This is a genomic window from Methylobacterium sp. J-070 (assembly GCF_022829385.1).
GTDB lineage: Bacteria > Pseudomonadota > Alphaproteobacteria > Rhizobiales > Beijerinckiaceae > Methylobacterium.
The window spans coordinates 1-21,623 of sequence record NZ_JAKSXX010000165.1 but is presented as its reverse complement, the minus strand read 5'-3'; the positions used below and the strand labels follow the sequence as shown (position 1 = coordinate 21,623).

The window sequence follows — 21,623 nt, the reverse complement described above, 5'->3', positions numbered from 1 at the left end:
CTCGCCGGGGCGATGCGGCGCTTCGATCGGGACCGTTCGGAAGGGAATTTGGAGGCCTCGCCCGGAATCGAACCGGGGTGCAAGGATTTGCAGTCCTCTGCGTAACCACTCCGCCACGAGGCCTTCCGGATCGGCGCCGCGGCGCCGCACGGAGCTTGGCGGACAGCTCCGGGTGCGCGTCTCTAGCAGAGGTCGGCGCCCGCAGGCAACGGCTGCCGCGCGGTGGATTCGCCCGAGCGTCAGCTCTGCCAGACCCGGGGCATCGGCAGGCCGCGATAGCCCGTCAGGAAGCGGGCGACGAGGTCGCGCAGGGGCCCGACCCCGTCCGCCAGGGCGCGGATTACGAGGGTGCCGTTCCAGGCGCTCGCCCCGGCCTCGATCCCCGAGCCGCCCAACGCCGTCAATCGGGTCCGCGCCTCGTCGAGGCGCGTCTGCGCGCCGTCCGAGACGTCGAGCAGGGTCGCGCAGGCCCGGGCGCCCCCGCCGATCGCCGGCCGGGCCAGGAGCGCGCTGATCGGCCCCTCCAGCACGAAGCTGTCGGCATAGGCGAGCCGGCCGTCCCGGCGAATGCGCCATGCATCCGCGAAGAGCCCCGCGGCGATCTCCTCGCCCCTTGCGGCCCGACCGAAGGCGACGATCTCCACGGCGATCAGCCCGGAACCGGCGGCGAGATCGGCCTCGAAGCGCCGCCGGACTCGGGCGCGGTCGAACACGATCGTCTCTTGCGGAAGCCACGCGAGCCGTGCCCCCTCTCCGAGCGTCACGCGATTGTCGATCCGGCTCACAGGGCCGTCCGAGCGGTAGATCTTCTCCGCCGCCGTCGTGGTCAGGACGAAATCGGCCCGCGGATCGAGGGTCAGCGCACTCGCGAAGACGTCGCCGCAGGCGATCCCGCCGGCGGTGTTCACCAGGACGGCCTCCAGTGCCCCTTCCCCCCGCGGGAAGCGCAGCCGCGACGGACCGGATTCCGACAGGTCGATGAGGCGGGTCGATCCGCCCGGGCTCGCCGGCCCGGCCCGCACCAGGATGCGGCCCACCGAGCGCTGGCGCGCCGGCGCGTCCCCATCCGCCGGCTCTCGAGGGGGTGGGACGGTCCCGTGCATCAATCGCGCTCGACGACCTCGCTGGGCACCGCCTCGATCGGCACGGTCGGCCGGTCGAGGATGCGCCGGCCGAACAGGCTCGCGATCAGCTCGACCAGGACCCGGGCGCTGCGCCCCCGCTCGTCGAGGAACGGGTTCAGCTCCACCACGTCGAGGGAGCGCACGAGCCCGGAATCGTGCAGCATCTCCATGATGAGATGCGCTTCCCGGAAGGTGGCACCCCCCGGCACGGTGGTCCCGACCCCGGGGGCGACGGAGGGATCCAGGAAGTCGATATCGAAGCTCACGTGGAGATGCGCGCCCTCGGCGGACACGCGGTCGAGCACGCGCCGCAGGGGGGCCACCACGCCGAACTCGTCGATCGTCCGCATGTCGGTGACCCCGACCTGCCGGGCCGTGACGAGCGCGCGCTCGCCCGAGTCGATCGAGCGCAGGCCGAACAGGTGCACGTTGCGCGGCGGGAGCGGCGGCGGCACCGGCTCGGCGAAGAGGGGCGGGAAGCCCGCCTCCCCGCACAGGGCGGCCAGGGGCATGCCGTGGACATTGCCCGACGGCGAAGTCTCGGGTGTGTTGAAGTCGGCGTGGGCGTCGAGCCAGAGCACGAAGACCGGGAGGCCCCGGCGCAGGCAGTGGCGCATGACCCCGTCGATCGAACCGAGCGACAGGCTGTGGTCACCCCCGGCGGCCAGGGGCAGCGCCCCCGCATCGAGCGCGTCCTCGACGGCCCGCGACAGGGCGCGCGTCCAGGCCCCGACCGCATCGAGCCCCCGCGCCCCGGTCGGCCCGTCGGGAACGACGTCGCCGTGGTCGGTCACCGGATGACCGAGGTCGGACAGGGCACGGATCAGGCCGGCGGTCCGCAGGGCCGCCGGACCCATCAGGGCGCCGGGCTCGCTGGTGCCGACCTCGATCGGCGCGCCGATCAGTGCGAGGCCGGGTCGCTCGTGCAGGCTCGTCTCGCTCGTCATCCTGTCCAGCCGGCGCCTTCCGTTACATCGCTTCGCCGCTCTAGCAGGCAACGGGCCGCCGTTCGATGACGCCTTCGGGCGACAGCGGCCGCCCCGTCCGCGACGCCCGCGCTCCTCAAACATCGCCGCAGAGAATCGGGCTCAATCTCGGGCCGGTGGGAGCGCACTGCAGTATTCAGTGGTGAGGCAGACAGTACGATAACTCAGATTTCTTGAGGTGGCAAAAGTGTAATACTCTAGGATCGGACAGACTTCGATACGGTATCGGCTCGTTCGTGCGGCTGTCATAAAAAATTTAGAAGTATTGTGTCGATGATGCCGAAATCACGAATCCAGGATCGTTCAGGCTTGTCATGATGATGTTCTCCCGGCTGAGCGCGCGTCTTCCAGCGATGACCGTCGGCCTGGCGCTGCTCAGCGCCACCGCGATGGGAGGAGCCAGCTGGTATACGGCGCGGTCCGCGCTGATCGACGCCGCACAGGATCGCCTCCAGCTCGCGGCCGCGGCGCGCCGGGACGGCATCGAGCTGGTGGCGGACCGGATGCAGGCGGATTTTCAGGCGGTCGCCGCGCACCCGCAGATCGTCTCGAACTTCCCCGACCTGATCGAGACCCTCGATCCGGGCAAACCCGAGACCGCCGCCGTCGTCGACGCATTCAGGGCGCCGAAGACCGCCGAGGCGCGGGTTGCCCTCGACGGCACCGGCATGACCACGATGTACGGGCGCCGGCACGTCAAGGTCCAGGAGGTGGCGCGCAAACTCGTCGCCCAGCCGGGCTATGCCGACCTCATGTTCGTCGATGAGAACGGCCGGATCGTCTACACGACCACAAAGGACGTGGACTTCGCCGCGTCGGTCTCGGATCGGAACCTCGCGGGCACCGCGCTCGCCCGCCTCGTCGGGCGCCTCAAGTCGGCCGATCCGGCCACGGTCCTGTTCGAGGATTTCGCCGCCTATCCGGTGGGCGGGCATGCGGCGGCCTTCATCGGGCGCGCCATGACCAAGCGTGCGAACGTCGCCATGGGGACCGCGCAGGAGGCTGAGCGGATCGGCTACATCATCATGCGGGTGGCGCCGGCCCTGTTCGACCAGGCGCTGTCGAAGCGGACCGGTCTCGGCGAGACCGGACAGGTCGTCGCGGCCGGCGCCGACGGGCTGCTGCGCAGCGATCCGCCGCTCAACCCGGCCGTGAAGTCGGGCGACGGCCTGACGACGCTGGGGATCGCGGCCGAACAGGTCAAGGCGGCCGGCAGCTTCGATTTCGCGGGCGCGGACGGTCCGCACATGGCGGCGGCCTCCCCGCTCAGCGTGCTGGGCGCACCCTGGACGGTGGTGGCGGAGCAGTCGCAGGCCGAGGCGATCGACGCGGTGCGGGTGCTCTCCCGCGCGCTGTTCCTGATCGGTCTCTGCGTGCTGGCGGCGACCGCCGTCTTCGGCCTGCTGCTCGCGCGGGCGATCGTGCTGCCGCTCGGTGCCCTGACCCGCGCCCTGAAGGCGCTCGCCGGCCGCCAGTCCCTGACGGACGTGCCGGGCAGCGGGCGCCGGGACGAGATCGGCGACATCGCCCGTGCGGTGGCAACCATCCGTGACATGTCCCTGGAGGACGCCGCACAGCAATTGCAGACCACGGAAGCCGTGCGCCTGCGGGAGGAGCAGGCGCGGCGTGCCATGCTGACGGAGCTTGCCGACGGCTTCGAGCGGTCGGTCGGCGGGATCGTGGGGGGCCTGACGGGGGCCGTGTCGGCGCTCCAGGATGCGTCCGGCATCATGCGGACCGCGGTCGCCGGCACGTCCCAGCGCTCGACGAGCGTCGCCGGCGCGGCTCAGCAGACGGCCGACAACGTCGACGCCGTGGCGGCCGCGGCCGAGGAACTCGGCGCCACCGTTCGGGAGATCGGCCGGCAGGTCGAGCAGGCAGCCGGCATGTCGGCGACGGCCGTCGCCGAGGCGCGGAAGGCCGAGGCCACGATGAGCGATCTCGCGGCGGCCGCGGCGCGGATCGGCGACGTGGTCGGGATGGTCTCGACCATCGCCGGACAGACCAATCTGCTGGCGCTCAACGCCACCATCGAGGCGGCCAGGGCTGGCGAGGCCGGCCGGGGTTTCGCGGTGGTGGCCGCCGAGGTCAAGGAACTCGCGGCCCAGACCAGCCGGGCCACCGATGAGATCGGCCGGCAGGTGGCATCGATCCAATCCGTCACCGGCGACGCGGTGGGGTCGATCCAGGGGGTGGCGTCGCAGATCGAGGCGATGAACCAGGTCTCGACCAGCATCGCCGCGGCGGTGGATCAGCAGGGCGCGACCACGCAGGACATCGTCCGGAGCATGGGACAGGCGTCTGCCGGCACCGGCATGATGACGACCGACATCGCCGAGGTCGCCCGGGTGGCGGACGATGCCGGCCAGGCCGCCGGCTCGGTCGCCCGGGCTTCGGACGTCCTCGCCGAGCGCGCCGACGAACTCCGCGTCGAGGTCGCGCAGTTCCTGCGCAACATCCGGACGGCGTGATCGCCACGGGGTCCGGTGCGGAGGGCCTCAGGCCGCCTCGGCCGGCACCGGCGCGGCGGGTTGTGCGCCGCGACCCGCGAAGGTCTTGGCCGCCAGCGGCAGTTCGATGGCGGCGCAGAGGCCGCCCTCGCGCCGGTTCTCCAGGGTCAGCCGTCCCTGATGGGCCTCGACGATGGCCTGCACGATCGACAGGCCGAGGCCGAAGCCGCTCGCCTCGTTGAGATTGCGGGCCCGGTCGCCGCGCACGAAGGGCTGAAGCATCGCCTCCCGCTCGGCATCGGCGATGCCCGGTCCGGAATCGAGCACGCAGACGCGAACGCCGCGTTCGGAGCCCTCCATCCGGACCTCCGCGCGGCCGCCGTACTTCACGGCGTTGTCCACGAGGTTCGTCACCGCGCGCTGGAGGTCTTCGGTGCGGCCCTGGACCAAGACGTGGCGGCTGCGGCCGACGCTCACGGGCGCGCCGAAATCCGAGAAGTCGTCGCAGACGGTCTGCACCACCGAGGCGAGGTCCACGAGCCCGTGGCTGCTCGTATCCCGCGCCTGGCCGTCGCGCACGAAGGACAGGGCCGCCTCGACCAGGCCGTTCATCTGGTCGAGGTCGCGCAGCGTGGCCGCCCGGGCGGACTCGTCCTCGATGAACTCCGCACGGAGACGCAGACGGGTGATCGGCGTGCGCAGGTCGTGGCTGATCGCGGCGAGCATCTGCGTGCGGTCGTCGATCAGCCGACGCACCCGCGACCGCATCCGGTCGAGGGCGCGGGACACGGCCAGCACCTCGCGCGGACCCGCCTCCGGCAGCGCGACGTGGTCGTCGCGCGCACCGAACGCCTCGGCGGCGCCGGCGAGCCGCTTCAACGGCGCCGTGAGGGCGCGGGTCGCCCAGACGCTGAGCAGCGCCAGGGTCAGCGCCAGGAATACCACCGTGAAGATCAGGGCGCCCTGCTTCGGGCTCCGCAGGGGATCGTTCGGCAGCGTCGCCTGCAACGTCGCGCCGGCGGGGGTGACGATTCCGACATGGAGCCGTTTCGGCGACCGGTCCTGGTCCGGATCCCCGGCGGACAGGTCGGTGATGGTCACAGCCCGGCCCGCCCCGTTCCGCAGGCGGTGGATCACCGGCAGGTCGGGGGCCGGTTTGGCCCCGGCCGGCGCCATGCCGTCCCAGGGCTCGACCCGGATGAGCGGCAGGCTGCGCCCGCTCGCCAGCAACGCGGGCCGGGCCTCCGGGTCGACGGCGTCGAGGAGGCGCGTCAGGGTGCCGAGGCGGCTCGCGGCCACGCCCGGTAGCTCGTCCGGGTTCTGCGATTCGTGCAGGAGCAGGAACGCGAGGGTCGCCACCACGTGCGCCACCGCGATCCCGGCCACGACGAGCAGCGCGATCTGGCCCGCGATGGTCGCCGGCCGAAGCCGGGCGCGGATCCGCCGCAGGAGGCTCATGAGCGCGTGACCTCCGGGGTGAACAGGTAGCCCCCCGAACGGATCGTGCGGATGAACTCGGGATTGCGGGTGTCGCGCTCGATCTTCTGGCGGATGCGGGAGATCAGCACGTCGATGCTCCGCTCGAACGGGCCCGCGGCCCGTCCCTGGGTCAGGTCGAGGAGCTGGTCCCGCGACAGGACCCGCCCCGGGCGCAGGCACAGGGCGTGGAGCAGGTCGAATTCGGCGCCGGTGACGGCGATCCGCGCGCCCTCGGGCGACAGCACCTGCCGCAGGGAGATATCCAGCGTCCAGCCGGAGAAGTGCAGGCGCCGACGCTCGTCCGTGTCGGGCGCCTCGGCCGCCACCCGGCGCAGGATCGCGCGGATGCGGGCGAGCAGTTCCCGCGGGTTGAATGGCTTGGAGAGATAATCGTCGGCGCCGAGCTCCAGCCCCAGGATGCGGTCGACGTCCTCGGACTTCGCCGTCAGGATCAGGATCGGGATCTGCGAGGCGCCGCGCAGACGCTTGCACAGGCTGAGGCCGTCCTCGCCCGGAAGCATCAGGTCCAGCACGATCAGGTCGATCCGCGACTCGGCCAGGGCGCGGTCCATGTCGGTCCCGTCACCGGCCAGGGTGACGCGGCAATCGTTGCCCCGGAGATAGCGCGCGATCAGCGCCGAGATCTCCCTGTCGTCCTCGACGACAAGGATATGGGGCGTCGTCGGTGCATTCATCGCGAACGGGTCTGTGTGCGGTTCGGCCTGCATCATCAGGCTATTATGCGCCGGTCGGACAATTATTCGAAGGTGGGCGGCGGAACCAATTTGTAAGCGCGTGTTTCCAACACGCAGCCGGGATCGACCTCCGGCGCCGCAGGGGGGAGTGATGACCGGATCCGAGCACCGGAAGGACCCGATCGCGCCGCAGCCGCCGGACCTGGCCTCGCCGTGGCGCACGCCGGCGCGGGCGGAGCTGCAACGGGAGGCGCGGGTCTTCGCCCGGGACACGGTGCTGCCGCTCGCCGACGAGCTCGACCGGCAGAAGGCCGAGATGCCGCGCACGCTCATCGACGCCATGGCGGAGAAGGGCTGGTTCGGGATCACGATCCCGGAGGAGCACGGCGGCCTGGGGCTCGGTGTGTTCGAGTATTGTCTGGTCTCGGAGGAGCTGGCTCGGGCGTGGCTCTCGGTGGGCAGCATCCTGGCCCGCGGCCAGGGTCTGGGGACGCAGACCCTCGATCCGGAGCGCCGCGCGGACCTGCTCCGGCGTTCGGCTCGGGGGCGCTGGATCGGCTCGATCTCGCTGTCGGAGCCCAATGCGGGCTCGGACCTCGCCGGCGTTCAGACCCGGGCGGTGCGGGACGGCGACCACTGGGTGCTGAGCGGGACCAAGCGCTGGGCCGGCTTCGCCAAGGGGGCCGACTTCGTCGAGGTCCTGGCCCGCACCCGCGATCCGGAACCCGGCGAGTCGCGCTCCGCCGGTCTCGAACCGTTCCTGGTGCTCAAGGACCGGGACAGCTTCCCCCCCGGCATGACCGGCCGGGTGATCGACAAGATCGGCTATCACGGCTTCCAGACGTTCGAGCTCGTCCTCGACGGCGTGCGCGTGCCCGAGAGCGACCGGCTCACCGGACTCTACGGCGACCAGGGGGCCGATGCGGATTCCGGCGGGTTCGCGTCCGTCCAGCGGGGCCTCAACATCGCCCGGGTCCACACGGCGGCGCGCGCGGTCGGCGTGGCGCGGGCGGCCGTGGAGGACAGCCAGGCCTACCTTCAGGAGCGGGTCCAGTTCGGGCATCCGATCGGCGACTTCCAGGCCCTGCGCTTCGCCCTCGCCGACATGGCCGCCGAGGTCGCGCAGGCGCGGGTCTTCTGGCAGCAGGCGGCCCACCTGCTCGATCAGGGCGAGGCCGCCGAGAGCGAGTCGGCGATGGTCAAGCTGCTGGCCACCGAGATGGCGGTGCGGGTCACCAACCAGGCGATGCAGCTGCACGGGGGCAACGGCTACACCACCGAGCGCCGGGTCGAGCGCTACTGGCGCGACGCCCGGCTGACGACGATCTTCGAAGGCACGAGCGAGATCCAGCGGCGGATCATCAGCGACCGCATGCTGCCCCGGCCGGCAAGCTGAGCGGCCCTGCGGCGAATCGTCGAGCCGGACTCCCCGCCCGGCGCGGCCCGGCTACCTCACGGTCAGGCCTTGCCCGATTTAGCGGGCGATCGCGCCCTCCGGAAGACCCGTGTCGAAGCCCATCAGCGACTACGCCCTCATCGGCGACACCCATTCCTGCGCGTTGATCGCCCGCGACGGGTCGATCGACTGGCTGTGCTGGCCGCGTCACGATTCGCCGGCGCTGTTCGTCAAGCTCCTCGACGACGAGAAGGGCGGTGCCTGCAGCGTCGCCTTCGACGATCTGACGGCGAGCGATCGCCGCTACATGCCCGACACCAACATCCTCGAGACGACCTTCACCACCGCCACCGGGCGGGCGCGCCTCGTGGACGTGATGCCGGTCAGCCCGCCGAGCCCCGAGCCGGAGGAAGGCCCCGACGGCGAGGGCGAGAGCCGCCTCATCCGGCTCCTCACCTGCGAGAGCGGCACGGTGGCGGGATGCCTCGTGGTGCGGCCGACCTTCGACTATGCGCGCAGCCCGTGCACGCCGCTGGTGGAGGGCGCCTCCGTGCTGTTCGAGGCGGGCGACTGGCGGGTGCGGGTGAACGCGCAGCCGCGGCCCGAGATCGTCGGCGACGCGGCCGAGATCCGGTTCCGCCTGTCCGAGGGCGAGACCGCCTATCTGGTCCTCACCCACGGGGAGGACCACGAGGACGCCTGCATCGACGATTTCGACGGCGCCCGGCGCCGCCTGGAGGCGACGGCCGATTACTGGCGCCGCTGGAGCGCCCGCTGCACCTATCGCGGAACCTACCGCGACGCGGTGATGCGCTCCGCGCTCTGCCTGAAGCTGCTGACCTACTCGCCCTCCGGCGGGATCCTGGCGGCGGCGACTGCGGGCCTGCCGGAGGCCGTGCCGGGCAACCGCAACTACGATTACCGCTTCACCTGGATGCGCGACGCCTCCTTCACGGTCACGGCCTTCGTCATGCTGGGCTACGTGCGCGAGGCGGCCGAGTTCCTGCGCTTCCTGCGCGAGCGGGACGGGACCCAGGGGCGCGAGACCCGCCTGATGTACGGCATCGCCGACGGCATGCCGGCGGAGGAGGAACTCACCCACCTCAGCGGCTGGAACGGCGTGCGGCCCGTGGTGATCGGCAACATCGCCGAGGCCCAGGACCAGCACGACATCTACGGCGAGCTGCTCAGGGCCCTGTGCGTCTTCCTGGAGGCGGTCGACTACGACCCGCCCGAGAAGGTCAACGACCGCCTGCCCGAGGTGCTCGACAACCTCGCGGCGCGGGCCATCCGGCATCGGCACGACCCGGACAACGGGATCTGGGAGCTGCGGACCGGACCCCGCCAGCAGGTCCACAGCAAGGCGATGATCTGGGTGGCGCTCACCGATGCGGCGCGCATCGCGCGCAACATCCAGGGGGTGCCCGAGGCGAAGATCGCCGAATGGGAGCGCGTCGCCGCCGAGGTCCGCGCGGAGTATCTCGAGAAGGGCTGGAGCGACGAGAAGCAGGCCTATGTCGGCGCCTACGGCTCGCACCACCTCGATGCCGCGGTGCTCCGGGTCGTCCTGTTCGCGGCGCTGGACCCCCAGGACCCGCGCACGCGCTCGACGCTTGCGGCGATCGAGCGCGAACTCGGGGCCGGCGACCTGATCTACCGGTACCGCATGGACGATGGTCTGAGCGGCGACGAAGGCACGTTCACCGCCTGCGCCTTCTGGCGGATCGGCTGCCTCGCGCTTGACGGCCGCACCGCCGACGCCAAGGCCGCCTTCGAGCGGGTGCTGGCCCGCGGCAACGATGTCGGGCTGTTCGCCGAGGAGATCGATCCCGCGACGGGGGAGCAGCGCGGGAACACCCCGCAGGGCTTCTCCCACATGGCGTTGATCAACGCGGCCCTGCGGCTGGAGAGCAGCATCGCGCGGTTCGGTCTGGCCGATCCCGCGGATGCCATCGCGCGCCGGGCCGCCGAATAACGGCACGGAGACGACGGGGGCGCGGTCGGCTTCGGAAGAGGCCTCCGGGCAAGACGGCCCTGCAGCCGGCAACCCCCGGGCCGAAGCCCACCCGGTCGGCAGGCGCCTCATCGGGATCGGGACGGTCGGGAGGACGGGGCGGCCTACCTGGCCACCTCGACCGCAATTCGGATCAGGCGGCGATCTTCGCCGCTTTGTCGTCCGCCGCGCCCACCCCGGTCGCCGGTCCGGCGAGGCTCCGGCTGGACCGGAAGAGGTCGATCAGGCTGTCGCCGAGGCCGTCGAGCACGGCATCCGTTACCGCCTGTGCCTCCGTATCCACCGGGCGCTCTTCGGTCCTGTACCAGGCGAGGATCTGCTCCGGCAGCGCGTCGAGGATGGCACCGACCGGATTGCGCATCTCCGGATCCGCCGGCACCACCTCCGCCAAGACCGCGATGGTCTCCGCCGCGCTGCCGGGGGTGTCGAAGACGGTCCTGCGCTGGCTCGCGAGGGCGGCGTGCCATGCGGCGTCCGCCGCCTGGGCGTCGCGACGAGCCGTCTCTCGGGCCGCCGCCTCCGCGGCGATCGTCCGCGCGACCTCCCGGGCCTCGTCGCGGGCGGCCTCGGCCTCGTAGCGGTTGAGCAGCGCGCGGACCGGATGCATGTCGGCGTCGGGCAGGTCGCCGCAGGCGCTGATCGCGCACTCGATGATCCGCCGCGACAGCCCGGCGCCGCGGATCGGCGTACCGCTGCGGGCGACATCCTGCCAGGCCGTGAGAGCGGCCTGCATGGCCGGCAGGAGCGCGGCCGGCAGGCCCGCCCGCGCGTGCAGATCGGCGAAGGTCCGGGGATCCCGTAGGGCGCGCGCCACGGCGGCGTGGTCCCGGCCGGACAGGTCGGCGAGGGCGGCCTGCGCGAAATCGGTGCGGCCCGACAGGACGGCGCGCAGGATCAGACCGGCATTGAGCTGTCGGGTCGTGCGCAGGTGGGTCACGAGCCGGGCCACGCCGGCCGCACCGGAACCCGCGCAGGCCTCCAGGGCCACCCGCTCGCTGGTCTCGCGGCTCATCCGGTCGGAGCGCTCGGCGCCGAGCCAGCCGCGATGGATGACGAAATCGGACAGGGCCTGCGCCACCGCGAGCCCGATCGCGTGGTGGACTTCCGGCGGCAGGTCGGCGCGGGCCAGCAGGGCCTCGCGCAGGGACGCCTCCGCGCCGCGCCGCTCGACCATGCGCAGCATCCGGCCCGCGGTGATCTTCGCCGTGGGGTTGCGCGCCAGCACCGTCAAAGTTTCGGCCTCGCCGATCTCGGCCAGCGCCCCGGAGACCGCGTGCGACAGGTGATGGCGGGCTGCGATGACGGCGCGCGTCGTCTCGTCGCCGAGCGCGGCGGCATCCACCAGATCCGCGTCGGTGAGCACCGGCGAGCGCGCCAGCACGAGCCGGGCGACTTCGGGGACGTCGCAGGAGAGGGCCACCACCAGGGGGCGCGGCGTCCTCGCCGAGGCCGCGCAGACCTCGGCCAGGGCCCGGCGGACGACGGGCGAGGGATCGTCCAGGAGCGCCAGCAGGGCGGTCTTGGCCTCCCACGCATCCTCGGCGCCGAGGTTGCCGTAGAGATAGGCCCGCGCCAGCGCGGCGGTGGCCTCGGCGCGACGGCTCGCGGAGGCGTTCTGCGTCCAGGCCAGGAACTCGCGGATGATCATGGACCGCTCCGGGGGGCGAACAGGCTGTTCCTGGCGCCGGTCGTGGACGATGCCGCGGCGAATTCCGCTGGGCGGCGCGGCGGCAGCGGCGGGTTGGTGAGCGCGGTGCCGGGCGGAGACGCCGGGCGCTCCGGAAGGGCGCCGGTCGCGACGGGATCGGGCACGGCCGGGCCTGCGGACATGTCCGCGTCCGAGCGCGGGAAGTAGGTCGGCGCGGCGTGCCCGGCCGGCGCCGCGGCATTGCGCGCCTGCCAGAGCCGCGCCGCGGCATCCGACACCGCGCCGCGCTGGTCGGTCTGGAACAGGCTGCGCAGGTCGCTGGTGCCGCCGAAGGCCGTCGCCGCGCTGGCGTAGGCCGAGGCGGCCTGCGGGGGGGCGGCGCCGTCCTGGCGCAGGCTGGTGAGATCTGTGGCCGCCGCCCCCTGCGCGGCGGCCGCGAGGCTGGCGTAGAGTTCGGCGGCGCTGCGCGGCTTGCCCGCGCGGTCGTAGAACAGCGCCCGGTTGGCGGCGGCCGCCTCCGGAAGGTCGAGGGCGGCGGCGCGCTCGGGGAAGGCGCGCGCCGTTGAGATCAGGGCGGCCGCGCCCTTGGCGCCCAGCACGTGCGCCGCGTAGAGGTCGCCCGGGGTCGGGCCGCGGCCGAGCGCGCCGGCGAGCGCCTCGGCGTTCTGCTGCGTCAGCGCACCGGCCAGCGTCGCGGAGATCTTGGGGTCGCGGCGCAGGTCGAGGATGGCCTGGCGCTGCTCGGCGTCGGAGACCGTGTAGGTGCCGTCCGCCTGCTTGGCGATGGCGTCGGCCTGAGCCTGGAGGCCGAGGCGCGGGCCGGCATTCTTTATCACGCCGAGCCAGGTCTGCTCGATGAACTGGAACAGCCCCGTCGCCGAGGAGGTCCCGGCCTTGGCGCCCGGGTCGAGGGCCGATTCCCGCCGGGCCGTCGCGAGCAGGTAGTCGAAGCCGACGCCGCTGGCCATCGCCCCATCGCGGATCGCCTGGACCACCGGTCCGGAGGCGGCCGTCCCCGACAGCGCCCGCGCCGGAGGGGGCGGGCTGTCCGGGGGGCTTGAGGGCGTGGTGAACAGGAACATCCGGACGCGAACGCGGGCTGGAGACACCCCGAACCTGCGCTCGCTATGGTAAATAAGTCCTCAATCGGGCCCGGTCGGGCGGGTCTCCATTCAGGACCCGGTGAATTCGCCCGCCCCCTTGGGCCGGCGCATCTGGAAGCGCGTGTCCGCGGTGGCGTGGAAGTAGTCGAAATAGCCGCCGCGCATGATCGGATGCATCGCCGCGGTGTCGACCATGCCGTCCTTCACGTAACGTTCGTCGACATAGATCGAGACGACCTGCCCGATGACCAGGAAGTTGTCCGCCTCGCCGCCCCCGAGGGGAACCAGCGGCACGGTCTGCAGCCACCGGCATTCGAGGGCCGCCGGCGAGGCCGCCACGCGGGGCGGACGGACCTTGCGCGAAGCGGCCGTCTCCAGGTTGGCGAAGGCGAACTCGCTCTGTCCCCGCGGCAGCGGTGCGGAGGAATCGTTCATCCCGTCGCGCAGATCCCATGTGGCGAGGCTGCAGACGAACTCCGCGCCCTCCTCGGCGAAGGTCATCGCGTCCTTGCGGCCCGCGGACGAGAAGGCGACCATGTCGTCGGCCACCGCGTTAAAGAACGAGTAGGGCGCGAGGTTGAGAGCCCCGTCACGGCTCATGGCGCTGATCCAGCCGATCGGCCGCGGCGCCACGATCGCCTTGAGCGGGTTGTGGGGCAGCGGGCGCGCGTCCCGCGGAACATCGAGATCGTAGTGCAACGCTCGGATCCCTTCAGAGATAGGTGACGATCTCGCCGAGCGCCGGCCGCGGCCGGTCGGAGGGCACCTCGCGCGCCCGGCCGATGTGGACGAACCCGGCGAGCTTCTCGGCGGGCGCGAGGCCCAGGGCGTCGAGCACCCGACGGTCGTAGGCGAACCATTCGGTCAGCCAGGAGGTGGCGAAACCCGCGGCATTGGCGGCGATGACGAGCGTCATGGTGGCGGCGCCGGCCGAGAGCACCTGCTCCCATTCGGGGATCTTCACGTGCGGCCCCGCGCGCGACACCACCGCCACGGCGACGGGGGCGTGCGCCAACCGGCCGCGCTCCTGCGCGAGGCGCTCCGGCGTCGCGTCCGGATTGTCCGCCGCGAAGGCGGCCGCGATGGTCTCGCCCACCCGCGCGCGGGCGTCGCCGGCGATGACGATGAAGCGCCAGGGCGCGAGCTTGCCGTGATCGGGCACCCGGGCGGCGGCCGTGAGGATCGTGTCCAGCTGGGCGCGGTCCGGGCCGGGTCCGTCGAGCAGCGGCGGCGGCACCGACCGGCGGGTCTTCAGGAGTTCGAGGGTGGCGGTCATGCGCTCCGTCCCGGCATCGGGTCAGCGTCGGATGTGGCATGCGCCGGGGCCGGGTGGAAGAGCGGCCTTGCCGTCGCCACGGTCCGGATGCAGAGGCAGGGGCGACGATCCGCCCCCCTGGCCCCGCGCGGCCTGTCGCGGATCCGCGGCCGCCGGGCCGCGTGCCGCAGCGAGGACGTGGAGGGTTCGACAGATGCGCATGGGACTCGCCGCGACTGCCTTGGCACTCGTCGTCGCGGGGGCGTGGCCGGCGCCCGCGAGCGCGCAGCAGGACGCGTTCCAGGATCGTCTCGGTGGGCCCCTGCCCTCCCCGTCGATCACCAGTCCGACCCTGCCCCCCGCCATGCCGCCCGCCGAGCCGGAGGCGCAGCTGTCGCTGTCGGCGCTGCTGGCGGGACCCGGGGTGCCGCTGCGCGAGGGTCTGGCATGGCGGATCTACGAGGATCGCGGCGATGGCACCCGGCCGGGGATCGTCGCCCGGTCCGGAGAGGCCGAGCCGCGCTTCACCCTCGCCCCCGGCACCTACGTGGCGACCGTCACCTACGGGTTCGCCAGCGCCTCGAAACGGATCGTGATGGGCGGCCAGCCGACCACCGACACGCTGCGCGTCGCGGCCGGGGCGTTGAAGCTGTCGGGCGCCGTCGGCGACCAGAAGATCGCGCCCGCGCAGGTGACCTTCACGGTCTTCGTGCCGGTGGGCACCAATTCCGAGGGGCGCCTCGTGCGCTCGGGGATCAAGACCGGCGAGACCCTGCGCCTGCCGGAGGGCACCTACCACGTGGTGTCGACCTACGGGGAGTCGAACGCGATCCAGCGCGCGGATCTCCGGGTCGAGAACGGCAAGGTGACGGAGGCGACCCTGAACCACCGCGCCGCCACCGTGACCCTCAAGCTCGTCGCCGCCCCCGGCGCCGAGGCGTACGCCGGGACCGCCTTCTCGGTGCTGACGCCCGGCGGCGACACGATCCGCGAGGCGATCGGCGCGTTCCCGCAGGTCACGCTGGCCGAGGGCGACTACGTGCTGATCGCCCGCCACGACGGGCAGGTCTACACCCGCGAGTTCAAGGTCGAGAGCGGCTTGGACCGGGACATCGAGGTGGTGGCCAAGGCGGGCTGAGCCGTCCCCGACGCCCTCAGGCGAAGCGGCGGGCCAGCGCGACGCAGGCGGCGACCGCCAGGGCTGCGCCGATCATCGCGGGCTCGATCCGCTCGCCCAGCACCAGGGCGGCGACGCCGAGGCCTAGGAACGGCTGGAGCAGCTGCAGCTGTCCGATCGCCGCGATGCCGCCGCGCGCCAGTGCCCGATACCAGAACACGAAGCCGATCAGCATGCTGAACAGCGCCACGTAGGCGAGGCCGGCCCAGGCGGGGATCGGTATGGTGGCGGGGTCCGACGGCGCCAGGACGACGGCGAGCGGCAGGCTGATCGGCAGAGACAGCACCGTCGCCCAGGCGATCACCTGCCATCCGCCCAGCCTGCGGGCCAGGAGCCCGCCCTCGGCGTAGCCGAGACCGCAGACCAGAATGGCGGCGAGCATGAAGCCGTCGCCCGCTCCCAGCCGGCTCTCGAGGCCCCGGGCCGCGAAGGCGACGGTGATCAGCGCGCCGCAGAGTGACAGGAGCCAGAAGGCCGGCGACGGGCGCTCCCCCGAGCGCAGCGCGCCGAAAACCGCCGTGGCGAGCGGCAGCAATCCGACGAAGACGGTTCCGTGGGCGGCGCTCACCGTCCGCAGGGCGAGGGCCGTCAGTAGCGGGAAGCCGACGACGACGCCGGCCGCGACGACGGCGAGCGCCCGGACGTCGTCGCCCCGCGGTCGTCTCTGTCGGAAGACCAGCAGCGCCCCGGCGCCGGCGAGGCCCGCCAGCGCCGCCCGGGCGGTGCTGAGGAAGAGCGCGTCCATGCCGGTCAGCGCCAGGCGCGTCGCGACCAGCGAGGCACTGAAGATCGACACGCCGATGAGCCCGTCGATCCAGGCGCCCGGCGCGGCTCGGGGCGCCGCCCCCGCAATGCCCGATCTCTCCGCCACGCACGCCTCCCGCCACCAGCGCGTCGCTGATGGCCCGGGCTTCACGCCACCGCCAGGGACGCCGCGCGCCCGGATGGCCGATCTGTCCTGCCCGTCGACCGGTACGGTCGAAACGCCGCCTCGATGGGCATCCTGCCCATGCCGGGTCCAGCCAGGCGCGTGAACTGCACAGCTCGCACGCGAAAGTTCCATGTTCCGCGGATTAACATTTCTGCCGGACGCCGGAACGATGCGGGACGGTGGCGGCTTTCAAGCGACCCAATTCGGGCCACTGGAGATCGTCATGCGCCGCCTCGTCCTCGCCACCCTCGCCGTCGCAGCCCTGACAGGGCCGGCCCTCGCCGCCAACGAGGCTCCCCCGACCGTCGCGCCGAAGTTCGAAAGCGTGCCGCAGGACGCGGTGTTGAGCTACAATTTGATTGGCCTCAACATCACCGACGCCCAGACCAACACCGTCGGCGAGATCAAGGACCTCGTGATCGACCACGACAAGCTGACCGGCTACATCGTCTCGGTGGGCGGCTTCCTCGGGATGGGCGAGCACTACGTCGCGGTGTCGCCGGCCTCCATCGCCCTCGGCTACGATGCCAACGCCAAGAAGTGGAAGGCGATCATCGGCGCCAGCAAGGACCAGCTCAAGTCCGCGCCGGAGTTCAAGTACGACGGCAAGTTCAAGCGCTGACCGTCTGATTCGGGATTCGCGCGAGCGGACCTTGGCGCCGGCCCCGGCCATCGGGCCGGCGCCGGGTCACCGACCGCGCTCGGCGTCGGTTCAGGCGTCGGTGCCGAGCGCCTCGCGGGCCAGGCGGGCGACGAGCGCCTCGCGCTTGGCCTGCCGCAGGACGATCCAGGCGGCGGCGCGGGCGTTGGCGGCGCGAAGGGCGGCCTGGGGACCGCCCTCGCGCAGGGTCCGCCACGCCAGGGCGCGGAACCATTTGGCGTTGGCCAAAGCGGCGGCGCGGCGGCTGATCGGCCCGCCGACATCGAGCGGCTTCACTGCTGTGACGGACGCCATTGGCTCAATCCTGGACTGCGGGTCGCCGCCTGTCCGCTTATGAGACAGTAAATGGCGACGACACGTGAGCTGGGCAATAGTGCTGCCAGTAATAACGTTCTGAACGGATGCACAATTTTAGCATCCTCAAAATGGGTTAAGCCGACCTGCCGCATTCGACGATTCGGCGCATCGGCCGGCCCCGGCCATCGCCGGTGGAACGGCGCATTCCACCCGCGATTGTCCGTGCAGGAGGCTGAAGCGGCGCCGCACCGCGCCACCGGCTCCCGCGAGAAGCAGCGTGCCGACGATCTTCGACGCCCACACCTTCGCGCTCACCGCGCATGCGGGCCAGCTCGACAAAAGCGGCCAGCCCTGCATGCGGCACCTGGAACGCGTCGCCAACGCCGCGCTTGCCCGGGCCGGTCACGCCAGGTTGGTCGATGGACTCGCCATCGATCCGATGCAGGTCATGCAGGCCGCCCTCCTCCACGATGTCCTGGAGGACACGCCGCGGACGACCACCGACCTATGCGCCGCCGGCTTCGACCGGGACGTGCTCCGGATCGTGACCCTGCTCACGAAGCCGCAGGCCCGGATCGCCTATTCGGAGCGGATCGGCACCCTGATCGCCACGGGAAACCTCGCGGCCGTGCTGATCAAGATGTCGGATACCGAAGACAACCTCTGCCCGAGCCGGATCCCGCCGAACGGCGCCTTCCTGCGCGAGCGCTACGCCGCCGCCTTCGCCCGTCTGACGGAGGCCGCGGCGACGTCGGGCTATACGGGGCGGTGACGGGGATGCGGCCTGGCATGGGGAAGGGTCGCGCGCCGGCTCGGGGCGGCATCGGCGCCACGCAGGCCGGGACGAAGGCACCGGCCGCCGCCGCCAAGCGCGCGCCGCGGGAACATTCGCTCGGGCGGTCGGTAGTCCATAGGCCCCCCGGCGCGATCGCGTGACGAGGACGTTCGCTTGGCCCAGACATACCCGCGTTCCACGGCCCGGATCGGGGCGCAGCCGCTCCATCCCCTGCTGGTGCCGGTCCCGATCGTCTGCTTCGTCGGGACGCTGGTCACCGACATCGCCTATTGGTTCACCGCCAACATGCAATGGGCGAATTTCTCCGCATGGCTGCTGACCGTCGGCCTGATCGGCGCCGCCCTCGCGGCGTTCGCCGGGGTGATCGACTTCTTCGGCGACCGCGGCATCCGCCGGCTGCGGCCGGCCTGGATCCACGCGGCCGGCAACGCCGTGGCCCTGGCGCTCAGCATCATCAACGTCTTCGTCCATAGCCGCGACGCCTACACGTCCGTCGTGCCGACCGGGCTGATCCTGTCCGCCACGGTCGTCCTCATCCTGTTGGTGACCGGCTGGAACGGCGCGGCCCTGGTCCATCGTTACGGCGTCGGCGTGCGCACGGGAGAGCGGGCATGACGCGCCGTCGGACGATTCTCGCCACCGGTCTCCTGCTGCCGCTGGCTGCCTGCGGCCCGGATCCCATCGATCCGCAGAGCCAGATCGGCCCAAATCCGCCCCTGCCAGAACCGCATCAGTATCTGCTGCCGCCAATGCACGTCTCGAGCGTCGTCGGATGGAAGGAGGGCGAGGCGCCTCAGGTCGCCGCCGGCCTTCAGGTGAAGGCGCTGGCCACAGGCCTCAAGAACCCGCGCTCGCTCCTGGTCCTGCCGAACGGCGACATCCTGGTGGCCGAGAGCGGCGGTCCGACGCCGCCGGTGAACCGGCCCAAGGAGATCATCATGGGCTGGCTGGAGCGGAAGTCCCACTCCCCCGAGACCCCGGGCCAGCGCATCACGCTGTTGCGGGATGCCGACGGCGACGGCGTGCCCGAGCAGCGGAGCGTCCTGCTCGACAAGCAGAATTCCCCCTTCGGCATGGCGCTCGTCGGCAACGACCTCTACGTCGCCGAGACCGACGCGGTGATGCGCTACCCCTATCGGGCCGGCGAGACCCAGATCTCGGCGCCCGGCACCAAGCTCACCGAGCTGCCCGCGGGCCACATCAACCATCACTGGACCAAGAGCCTGACGGCGAGTCCGGACGGGACGAAGCTCTACGCGGGCGTCGGCTCGAACAGCAACGTCTCCGAGAACGGGCTCGACGAGGAGAAAGATCGCGCGGCGATCTGGGAGATCGACCGGGCGACCGGCGCGCACCGGCTCTACGCGACGGGCCTGCGCAATCCGAATGGCCTGACCTTCGAGCCCCAGACCAAGACGCTCTGGTGCGTGGTCAACGAGCGCGACGAGCTCGGGCCGGACCTCGTGCCCGATTACATGACCTCGGTGAAGGACGGCGGCTTCTACGGCTGGCCCTACAGCTACTGGGGCGATCACGTCGACCCGCGGGTGATGCCGCAGCGCCCGGACCTCGTCGCCTCGGCGACCATGCCCGATTATTCCCTGAGCTCGCACGTCGCCCCGCTCGGGTTGGCCTTCTACACCGGCACCGCCCTGCCCCAGACCTATCAGGGGGGCGCCTTCGTGGGCGAGCATGGAAGCTGGGACCGGGACCCGCTGAACGGCTACAAGGTCGTCTACATCCCGTTCGCGAACGGCAAGCCCTCCGGAAAGGCCCAGGACGTGGTCACCGGCTTCGTCACCGGCGACAGAAACGCCCGGGGCCGGCCGGTGGGTCTCGCGGTGGACAGCCACGGCGGCCTGCTGATCGCCGACGACGCGGGCGGCACCGTGTGGCGGGTGACGGGTGCCGGATCCCAGTCGACGGCCGGGCCGGCCGCGATCATCCGCTGAATCGACCCGAGCCGGAGGCTGCGCCGTGACGCCGTCGACTTACTCACCCGCCAAGATCAGCGCCGAGGGGCGTCACGCCCGGGAGCGCGGCGATCCGGTCACCGCAAACCCCTATCCCGCGGGATCGGACCCGCACCGGACTTGGGAGCGCGGCTACCGGACGCCCGACGCCGAGGCCCGGGACACCTCCGCGGCGGCGACGGATGGCGGCGCGGACCCGGCGGAATCGTGAACCGCACCGCGCGCAGAACAGCGCAACCGGCGCGCCGCCGCCGCTCCGCCTGAGACGGCCGACGGCCCGCCTGCGACCCGCTTCGTGCCGCGCCGCCCGGCGGCGCCGTCCCGGGGGTCCAGGAACAGCTGTCCTCCCGTGGGGTTGCCCCTGAGACCGACCGCGGCGCCGCGTCCGACGGCCGGCACGACAGGGAGATACGCCATGACGCTCAGCAAGAGGCTCATCACGCTCGCCGCCGCCGGCCTGCTCGCCGCCGCCACGCCGGCGCTCGCCGCCGAGAACGGTTCCGGCGCCACCAGCCGGTCGGGCACGGCCGACAGGACCGGGCCGAACGACGCCGGCTCCGGCGCGAGCCCCGGTGCGGCGGGCAGCGGACCCTCTACGGGCAACATGAGCCGGTCCGGGACGACCAACAGCACGGGGGCGAACGACGCCGGTTCCGGCTCGAAGCCCGGCGCAGGCAGCCGCTGAGGTCTCGGCCGGCCTGGGTCGGCCGGTCCACCGGGCGGGACCGGCGAACGATCGTTCCGTTCGGTGACGGCCTGCTGGCCGCGGCCTGTCCGGCGGATCCGCCGGGCAGTGATTTTCCGAACCGCGCGGGTGGAGGATTGAGGGATCATGCGGACAACGACAGGGATCGCCCTGCTCGGGCTGCTGCTCGTCGGCTTGGCCGCCTGTGACGACAAGCAGGCGCAGAACAACGCGCCGACCAAGCCCGATTCAACCAAGATGGAGCCGCAGACCGATCAGGCGGCCCCCGGCGACCGGAAACGCTGAGCGCGCTCAGTCAATGCTCCTGGCTCCGGGATCCTCCGCAGAGGTCGCCGTGCCGCTATCCGCCGCGAAGGGCGCCGCGGCGCCGAACCCGCTGACGATCTCGGAGAGCCAGCCGTCCAGTGCGTCCGCAAGGTGGAAGGCGCCGTCGAGGACCGAATGCATCAGATTGCGCATCGGCCGCCTCCCCCTCGCCGCCGCGGAGGATCGCCTTCGGCGTCAGAGCCGCCAGGGCCGTGATCAGGCGAAATGCATGGGCAGGGCGCGGTCCAGCGCCTCGACGTAGGTCCCCGCCATGACGGCCACGGTGGCGGCGGCGACGGCAGCCGCGAGGGTAAGGCGAGCGATGAGGGTCATGGGAAGTCTCCATCGGGTCCGCGGCTGTGTTCGCGGCGTGATCCCGATGTAAGCCCAAGCTTTCCGATCCGGCGTGTCCCGGCACACCCGCGAGGATGCCGGTCCCGGCCGCGCGACGTCGGCGCCCGCGCGGGGCCGGCGTCGCACCGACGGGTCCGCGGCGCGCTGTCAGGCGGCGCGGACGGTTGCGAGGAAGCGGTCGACCTCTGCGGCGAGGTGCTCGGACTGGCGGGAGAGTTCGGAGGCGGCGCCGAGCACCTGTGCGGCGGCGGCGCCGGTCTCCTCGGCCGCGC

Annotated in this window: 22 protein-coding genes and 1 tRNA gene; 11 read left to right on the top strand and 12 right to left on the bottom strand. The window is 72.2% G+C overall.

What is annotated here, in order from left to right; translation table 11 throughout:
• Positions 1-49: 49 nt before the first annotated feature.
• The 3 genes from MKL01_RS16070 to rocF form a co-directional block, all read right to left on the bottom strand.
• A tRNA-Cys gene (locus MKL01_RS16070) sits at positions 50-123 on the bottom strand.
• A gap of 116 nt (positions 124-239) precedes the next feature.
• Positions 240-1,103: an urease accessory protein UreD gene (locus MKL01_RS16065; protein WP_243906211.1), complete on the bottom strand. Its 864-nt coding sequence runs from the start codon at positions 1,101-1,103 to the stop codon at positions 240-242.
• Positions 1,103-2,071 (bottom strand): arginase, encoded by a 969-nt coding sequence (rocF, locus tag MKL01_RS16060; RefSeq protein WP_243906210.1) that lies wholly within the window; start codon positions 2,069-2,071, stop codon positions 1,103-1,105. Before rocF ends, MKL01_RS16065 begins: the two co-directional genes overlap by 1 nt.
• A gap of 353 nt (positions 2,072-2,424) precedes the next feature.
• On the opposite strand from rocF, the gene MKL01_RS16055 reads away from it, so the two are divergent.
• Entirely contained in the window at positions 2,425-4,581 is a 2,157-nt protein-coding gene (locus tag MKL01_RS16055; protein WP_243906209.1) for a methyl-accepting chemotaxis protein, read from the top strand.
• 27 nt (positions 4,582-4,608) lie between these two features.
• Here the strand turns inward: MKL01_RS16055 and MKL01_RS16050 are convergent, their stop codons facing one another.
• Complete coding sequence (locus tag MKL01_RS16050) at positions 4,609-6,018, bottom strand: ATP-binding protein (protein ID WP_243906208.1); 1,410 nt, start codon at positions 6,016-6,018, stop codon at positions 4,609-4,611.
• Positions 6,015-6,770, bottom strand: a complete 756-nt coding sequence (locus tag MKL01_RS16045; RefSeq protein ID WP_243906207.1) for a response regulator — start codon at positions 6,768-6,770, stop codon at positions 6,015-6,017. The genes MKL01_RS16050 and MKL01_RS16045 overlap by 4 nt, the downstream gene beginning before the upstream one ends.
• A 115-nt stretch (positions 6,771-6,885) precedes the next feature.
• Here MKL01_RS16045 and MKL01_RS16040 point away from each other — a divergent pair, with 115 nt between their 5' ends.
• On the top strand, positions 6,886-8,130 hold the full coding sequence (locus MKL01_RS16040; protein WP_243906206.1) for an acyl-CoA dehydrogenase family protein: 1,245 nt from the start codon (positions 6,886-6,888) through the stop codon (positions 8,128-8,130).
• Positions 8,131-8,239: 109 nt separating this feature from the next.
• A complete protein-coding gene (locus tag MKL01_RS16035) occupies positions 8,240-10,105 on the top strand; it encodes a glycoside hydrolase family 15 protein (protein WP_243906205.1) in 1,866 nt (621 codons plus the stop codon).
• A 172-nt stretch (positions 10,106-10,277) separates the two neighbouring features.
• Here the strand turns inward: MKL01_RS16035 and MKL01_RS16030 are convergent, their stop codons facing one another.
• The 4 genes from MKL01_RS16030 to MKL01_RS16015 all read right to left on the bottom strand — a co-directional run bounded on the left by MKL01_RS16030 (position 10,278) and on the right by MKL01_RS16015 (position 14,171).
• A complete protein-coding gene (locus tag MKL01_RS16030; RefSeq protein WP_243906204.1) occupies positions 10,278-11,792 on the bottom strand; it encodes a DUF2336 domain-containing protein in 1,515 nt (504 codons plus the stop codon).
• Positions 11,789-12,874, bottom strand: coding sequence for a lytic transglycosylase domain-containing protein (locus tag MKL01_RS16025; RefSeq protein ID WP_243906203.1), 1,086 nt, complete (start codon positions 12,872-12,874; stop codon positions 11,789-11,791). Before MKL01_RS16025 ends, MKL01_RS16030 begins: the two co-directional genes overlap by 4 nt.
• Positions 12,875-12,964: 90 nt before the next feature.
• Positions 12,965-13,594 (bottom strand): flavin reductase family protein, encoded by a 630-nt coding sequence (locus MKL01_RS16020; protein ID WP_243906202.1) that lies wholly within the window; start codon positions 13,592-13,594, stop codon positions 12,965-12,967.
• A gap of 13 nt (positions 13,595-13,607) precedes the next feature.
• The gene (locus tag MKL01_RS16015; protein ID WP_243906201.1) at positions 13,608-14,171 is read right to left on the bottom strand and encodes a nitroreductase; all 564 of its coding nucleotides are present in this window, start codon (positions 14,169-14,171) and stop codon (positions 13,608-13,610) included.
• Positions 14,172-14,364: 193 nt separating this feature from the next.
• Between MKL01_RS16015 and MKL01_RS16010 the strand changes: the two genes are divergently transcribed.
• Positions 14,365-15,288, top strand: a complete 924-nt coding sequence (locus MKL01_RS16010; RefSeq protein ID WP_243906200.1) for a hypothetical protein — start codon at positions 14,365-14,367, stop codon at positions 15,286-15,288.
• Between the two features lie 16 nt (positions 15,289-15,304).
• Here the strand turns inward: MKL01_RS16010 and MKL01_RS16005 are convergent, their stop codons facing one another.
• Positions 15,305-16,198 carry a DMT family transporter gene (locus MKL01_RS16005; protein ID WP_243906199.1) on the bottom strand — a complete coding sequence of 298 codons (894 nt, stop codon included), beginning with the start codon at positions 16,196-16,198 and terminating at the stop codon, positions 15,305-15,307.
• 283 nt (positions 16,199-16,481) lie between these two features.
• Here MKL01_RS16005 and MKL01_RS16000 point away from each other — a divergent pair, with 283 nt between their 5' ends.
• Positions 16,482-16,880, top strand: coding sequence for a PRC-barrel domain-containing protein (locus MKL01_RS16000; protein WP_243906198.1), 399 nt, complete (start codon positions 16,482-16,484; stop codon positions 16,878-16,880).
• Positions 16,881-16,970: 90 nt separating this feature from the next.
• Here MKL01_RS16000 and MKL01_RS15995 read toward each other — a convergent pair whose 3' ends face one another.
• Positions 16,971-17,213, bottom strand: a complete 243-nt coding sequence (locus MKL01_RS15995) for a hypothetical protein (RefSeq protein WP_243906197.1) — start codon at positions 17,211-17,213, stop codon at positions 16,971-16,973.
• 280 nt (positions 17,214-17,493) lie between these two features.
• On the opposite strand from MKL01_RS15995, the gene MKL01_RS15990 reads away from it, so the two are divergent.
• The 6 genes from MKL01_RS15990 (at position 17,494) to MKL01_RS15965 (ending at position 20,976) form a co-directional block, all read left to right on the top strand.
• Entirely contained in the window at positions 17,494-17,988 is a 495-nt protein-coding gene (locus MKL01_RS15990; protein ID WP_243906196.1) for an HD domain-containing protein, read from the top strand.
• Positions 17,989-18,165: 177 nt separating this feature from the next.
• Positions 18,166-18,627, top strand: a complete 462-nt coding sequence (locus MKL01_RS15985; RefSeq protein ID WP_243906195.1) for a DUF2231 domain-containing protein — start codon at positions 18,166-18,168, stop codon at positions 18,625-18,627.
• Positions 18,624-19,964: a PQQ-dependent sugar dehydrogenase gene (locus MKL01_RS15980; protein ID WP_243906194.1), complete on the top strand. Its 1,341-nt coding sequence runs from the start codon at positions 18,624-18,626 to the stop codon at positions 19,962-19,964. The genes MKL01_RS15985 and MKL01_RS15980 overlap by 4 nt, the downstream gene beginning before the upstream one ends.
• A gap of 25 nt (positions 19,965-19,989) precedes the next feature.
• The gene (locus tag MKL01_RS15975) at positions 19,990-20,196 is read left to right on the top strand and encodes an Rmf/CrpP family protein (protein ID WP_243906193.1); all 207 of its coding nucleotides are present in this window, start codon (positions 19,990-19,992) and stop codon (positions 20,194-20,196) included.
• Positions 20,197-20,400: 204 nt separating this feature from the next.
• The gene (locus tag MKL01_RS15970) at positions 20,401-20,670 is read left to right on the top strand and encodes a hypothetical protein (protein WP_243906192.1); all 270 of its coding nucleotides are present in this window, start codon (positions 20,401-20,403) and stop codon (positions 20,668-20,670) included.
• 147 nt (positions 20,671-20,817) lie between these two features.
• The gene (locus MKL01_RS15965; RefSeq protein WP_243906191.1) at positions 20,818-20,976 is read left to right on the top strand and encodes a hypothetical protein; all 159 of its coding nucleotides are present in this window, start codon (positions 20,818-20,820) and stop codon (positions 20,974-20,976) included.
• A gap of 6 nt (positions 20,977-20,982) precedes the next feature.
• Here the strand turns inward: MKL01_RS15965 and MKL01_RS15960 are convergent, their stop codons facing one another.
• Positions 20,983-21,150: a hypothetical protein gene (locus MKL01_RS15960; RefSeq protein WP_243906190.1), complete on the bottom strand. Its 168-nt coding sequence runs from the start codon at positions 21,148-21,150 to the stop codon at positions 20,983-20,985.
• Between the last annotated feature and the right edge of the window lie 473 nt (positions 21,151-21,623).

Coding starts and splice junctions, on each gene's coding strand:
- MKL01_RS16010 (WP_243906200.1), top strand. CDS start 14,365: ATGCGCATGGGACTCGCCGCGACTGCCTTGGCACTCGTCGTCGCGGGG.
- MKL01_RS15960 (WP_243906190.1), bottom strand. CDS start 21,150: ATGCGCAATCTGATGCATTCGGTCCTCGACGGCGCCTTCCACCTTGCG.
- MKL01_RS16055 (WP_243906209.1), top strand. CDS start 2,425: ATGATGATGTTCTCCCGGCTGAGCGCGCGTCTTCCAGCGATGACCGTC.
- MKL01_RS15965 (WP_243906191.1), top strand. CDS start 20,818: ATGCGGACAACGACAGGGATCGCCCTGCTCGGGCTGCTGCTCGTCGGC.
- MKL01_RS16050 (WP_243906208.1), bottom strand. CDS start 6,018: ATGAGCCTCCTGCGGCGGATCCGCGCCCGGCTTCGGCCGGCGACCATC.
- MKL01_RS15970 (WP_243906192.1), top strand. CDS start 20,401: ATGACGCTCAGCAAGAGGCTCATCACGCTCGCCGCCGCCGGCCTGCTC.
- MKL01_RS16025 (WP_243906203.1), bottom strand. CDS start 12,874: ATGTTCCTGTTCACCACGCCCTCAAGCCCCCCGGACAGCCCGCCCCCT.
- MKL01_RS16040 (WP_243906206.1), top strand. CDS start 6,886: ATGACCGGATCCGAGCACCGGAAGGACCCGATCGCGCCGCAGCCGCCG.
- MKL01_RS15980 (WP_243906194.1), top strand. CDS start 18,624: ATGACGCGCCGTCGGACGATTCTCGCCACCGGTCTCCTGCTGCCGCTG.
- rocF (WP_243906210.1), bottom strand. CDS start 2,071: ATGACGAGCGAGACGAGCCTGCACGAGCGACCCGGCCTCGCACTGATC.
- MKL01_RS15995 (WP_243906197.1), bottom strand. CDS start 17,213: ATGGCGTCCGTCACAGCAGTGAAGCCGCTCGATGTCGGCGGGCCGATC.
- MKL01_RS16030 (WP_243906204.1), bottom strand. CDS start 11,792: ATGATCATCCGCGAGTTCCTGGCCTGGACGCAGAACGCCTCCGCGAGC.
- MKL01_RS16000 (WP_243906198.1), top strand. CDS start 16,482: ATGCGCCGCCTCGTCCTCGCCACCCTCGCCGTCGCAGCCCTGACAGGG.
- MKL01_RS16015 (WP_243906201.1), bottom strand. CDS start 14,171: ATGACCGCCACCCTCGAACTCCTGAAGACCCGCCGGTCGGTGCCGCCG.
- MKL01_RS16045 (WP_243906207.1), bottom strand. CDS start 6,770: ATGATGCAGGCCGAACCGCACACAGACCCGTTCGCGATGAATGCACCG.
- MKL01_RS16065 (WP_243906211.1), bottom strand. CDS start 1,103: ATGCACGGGACCGTCCCACCCCCTCGAGAGCCGGCGGATGGGGACGCG.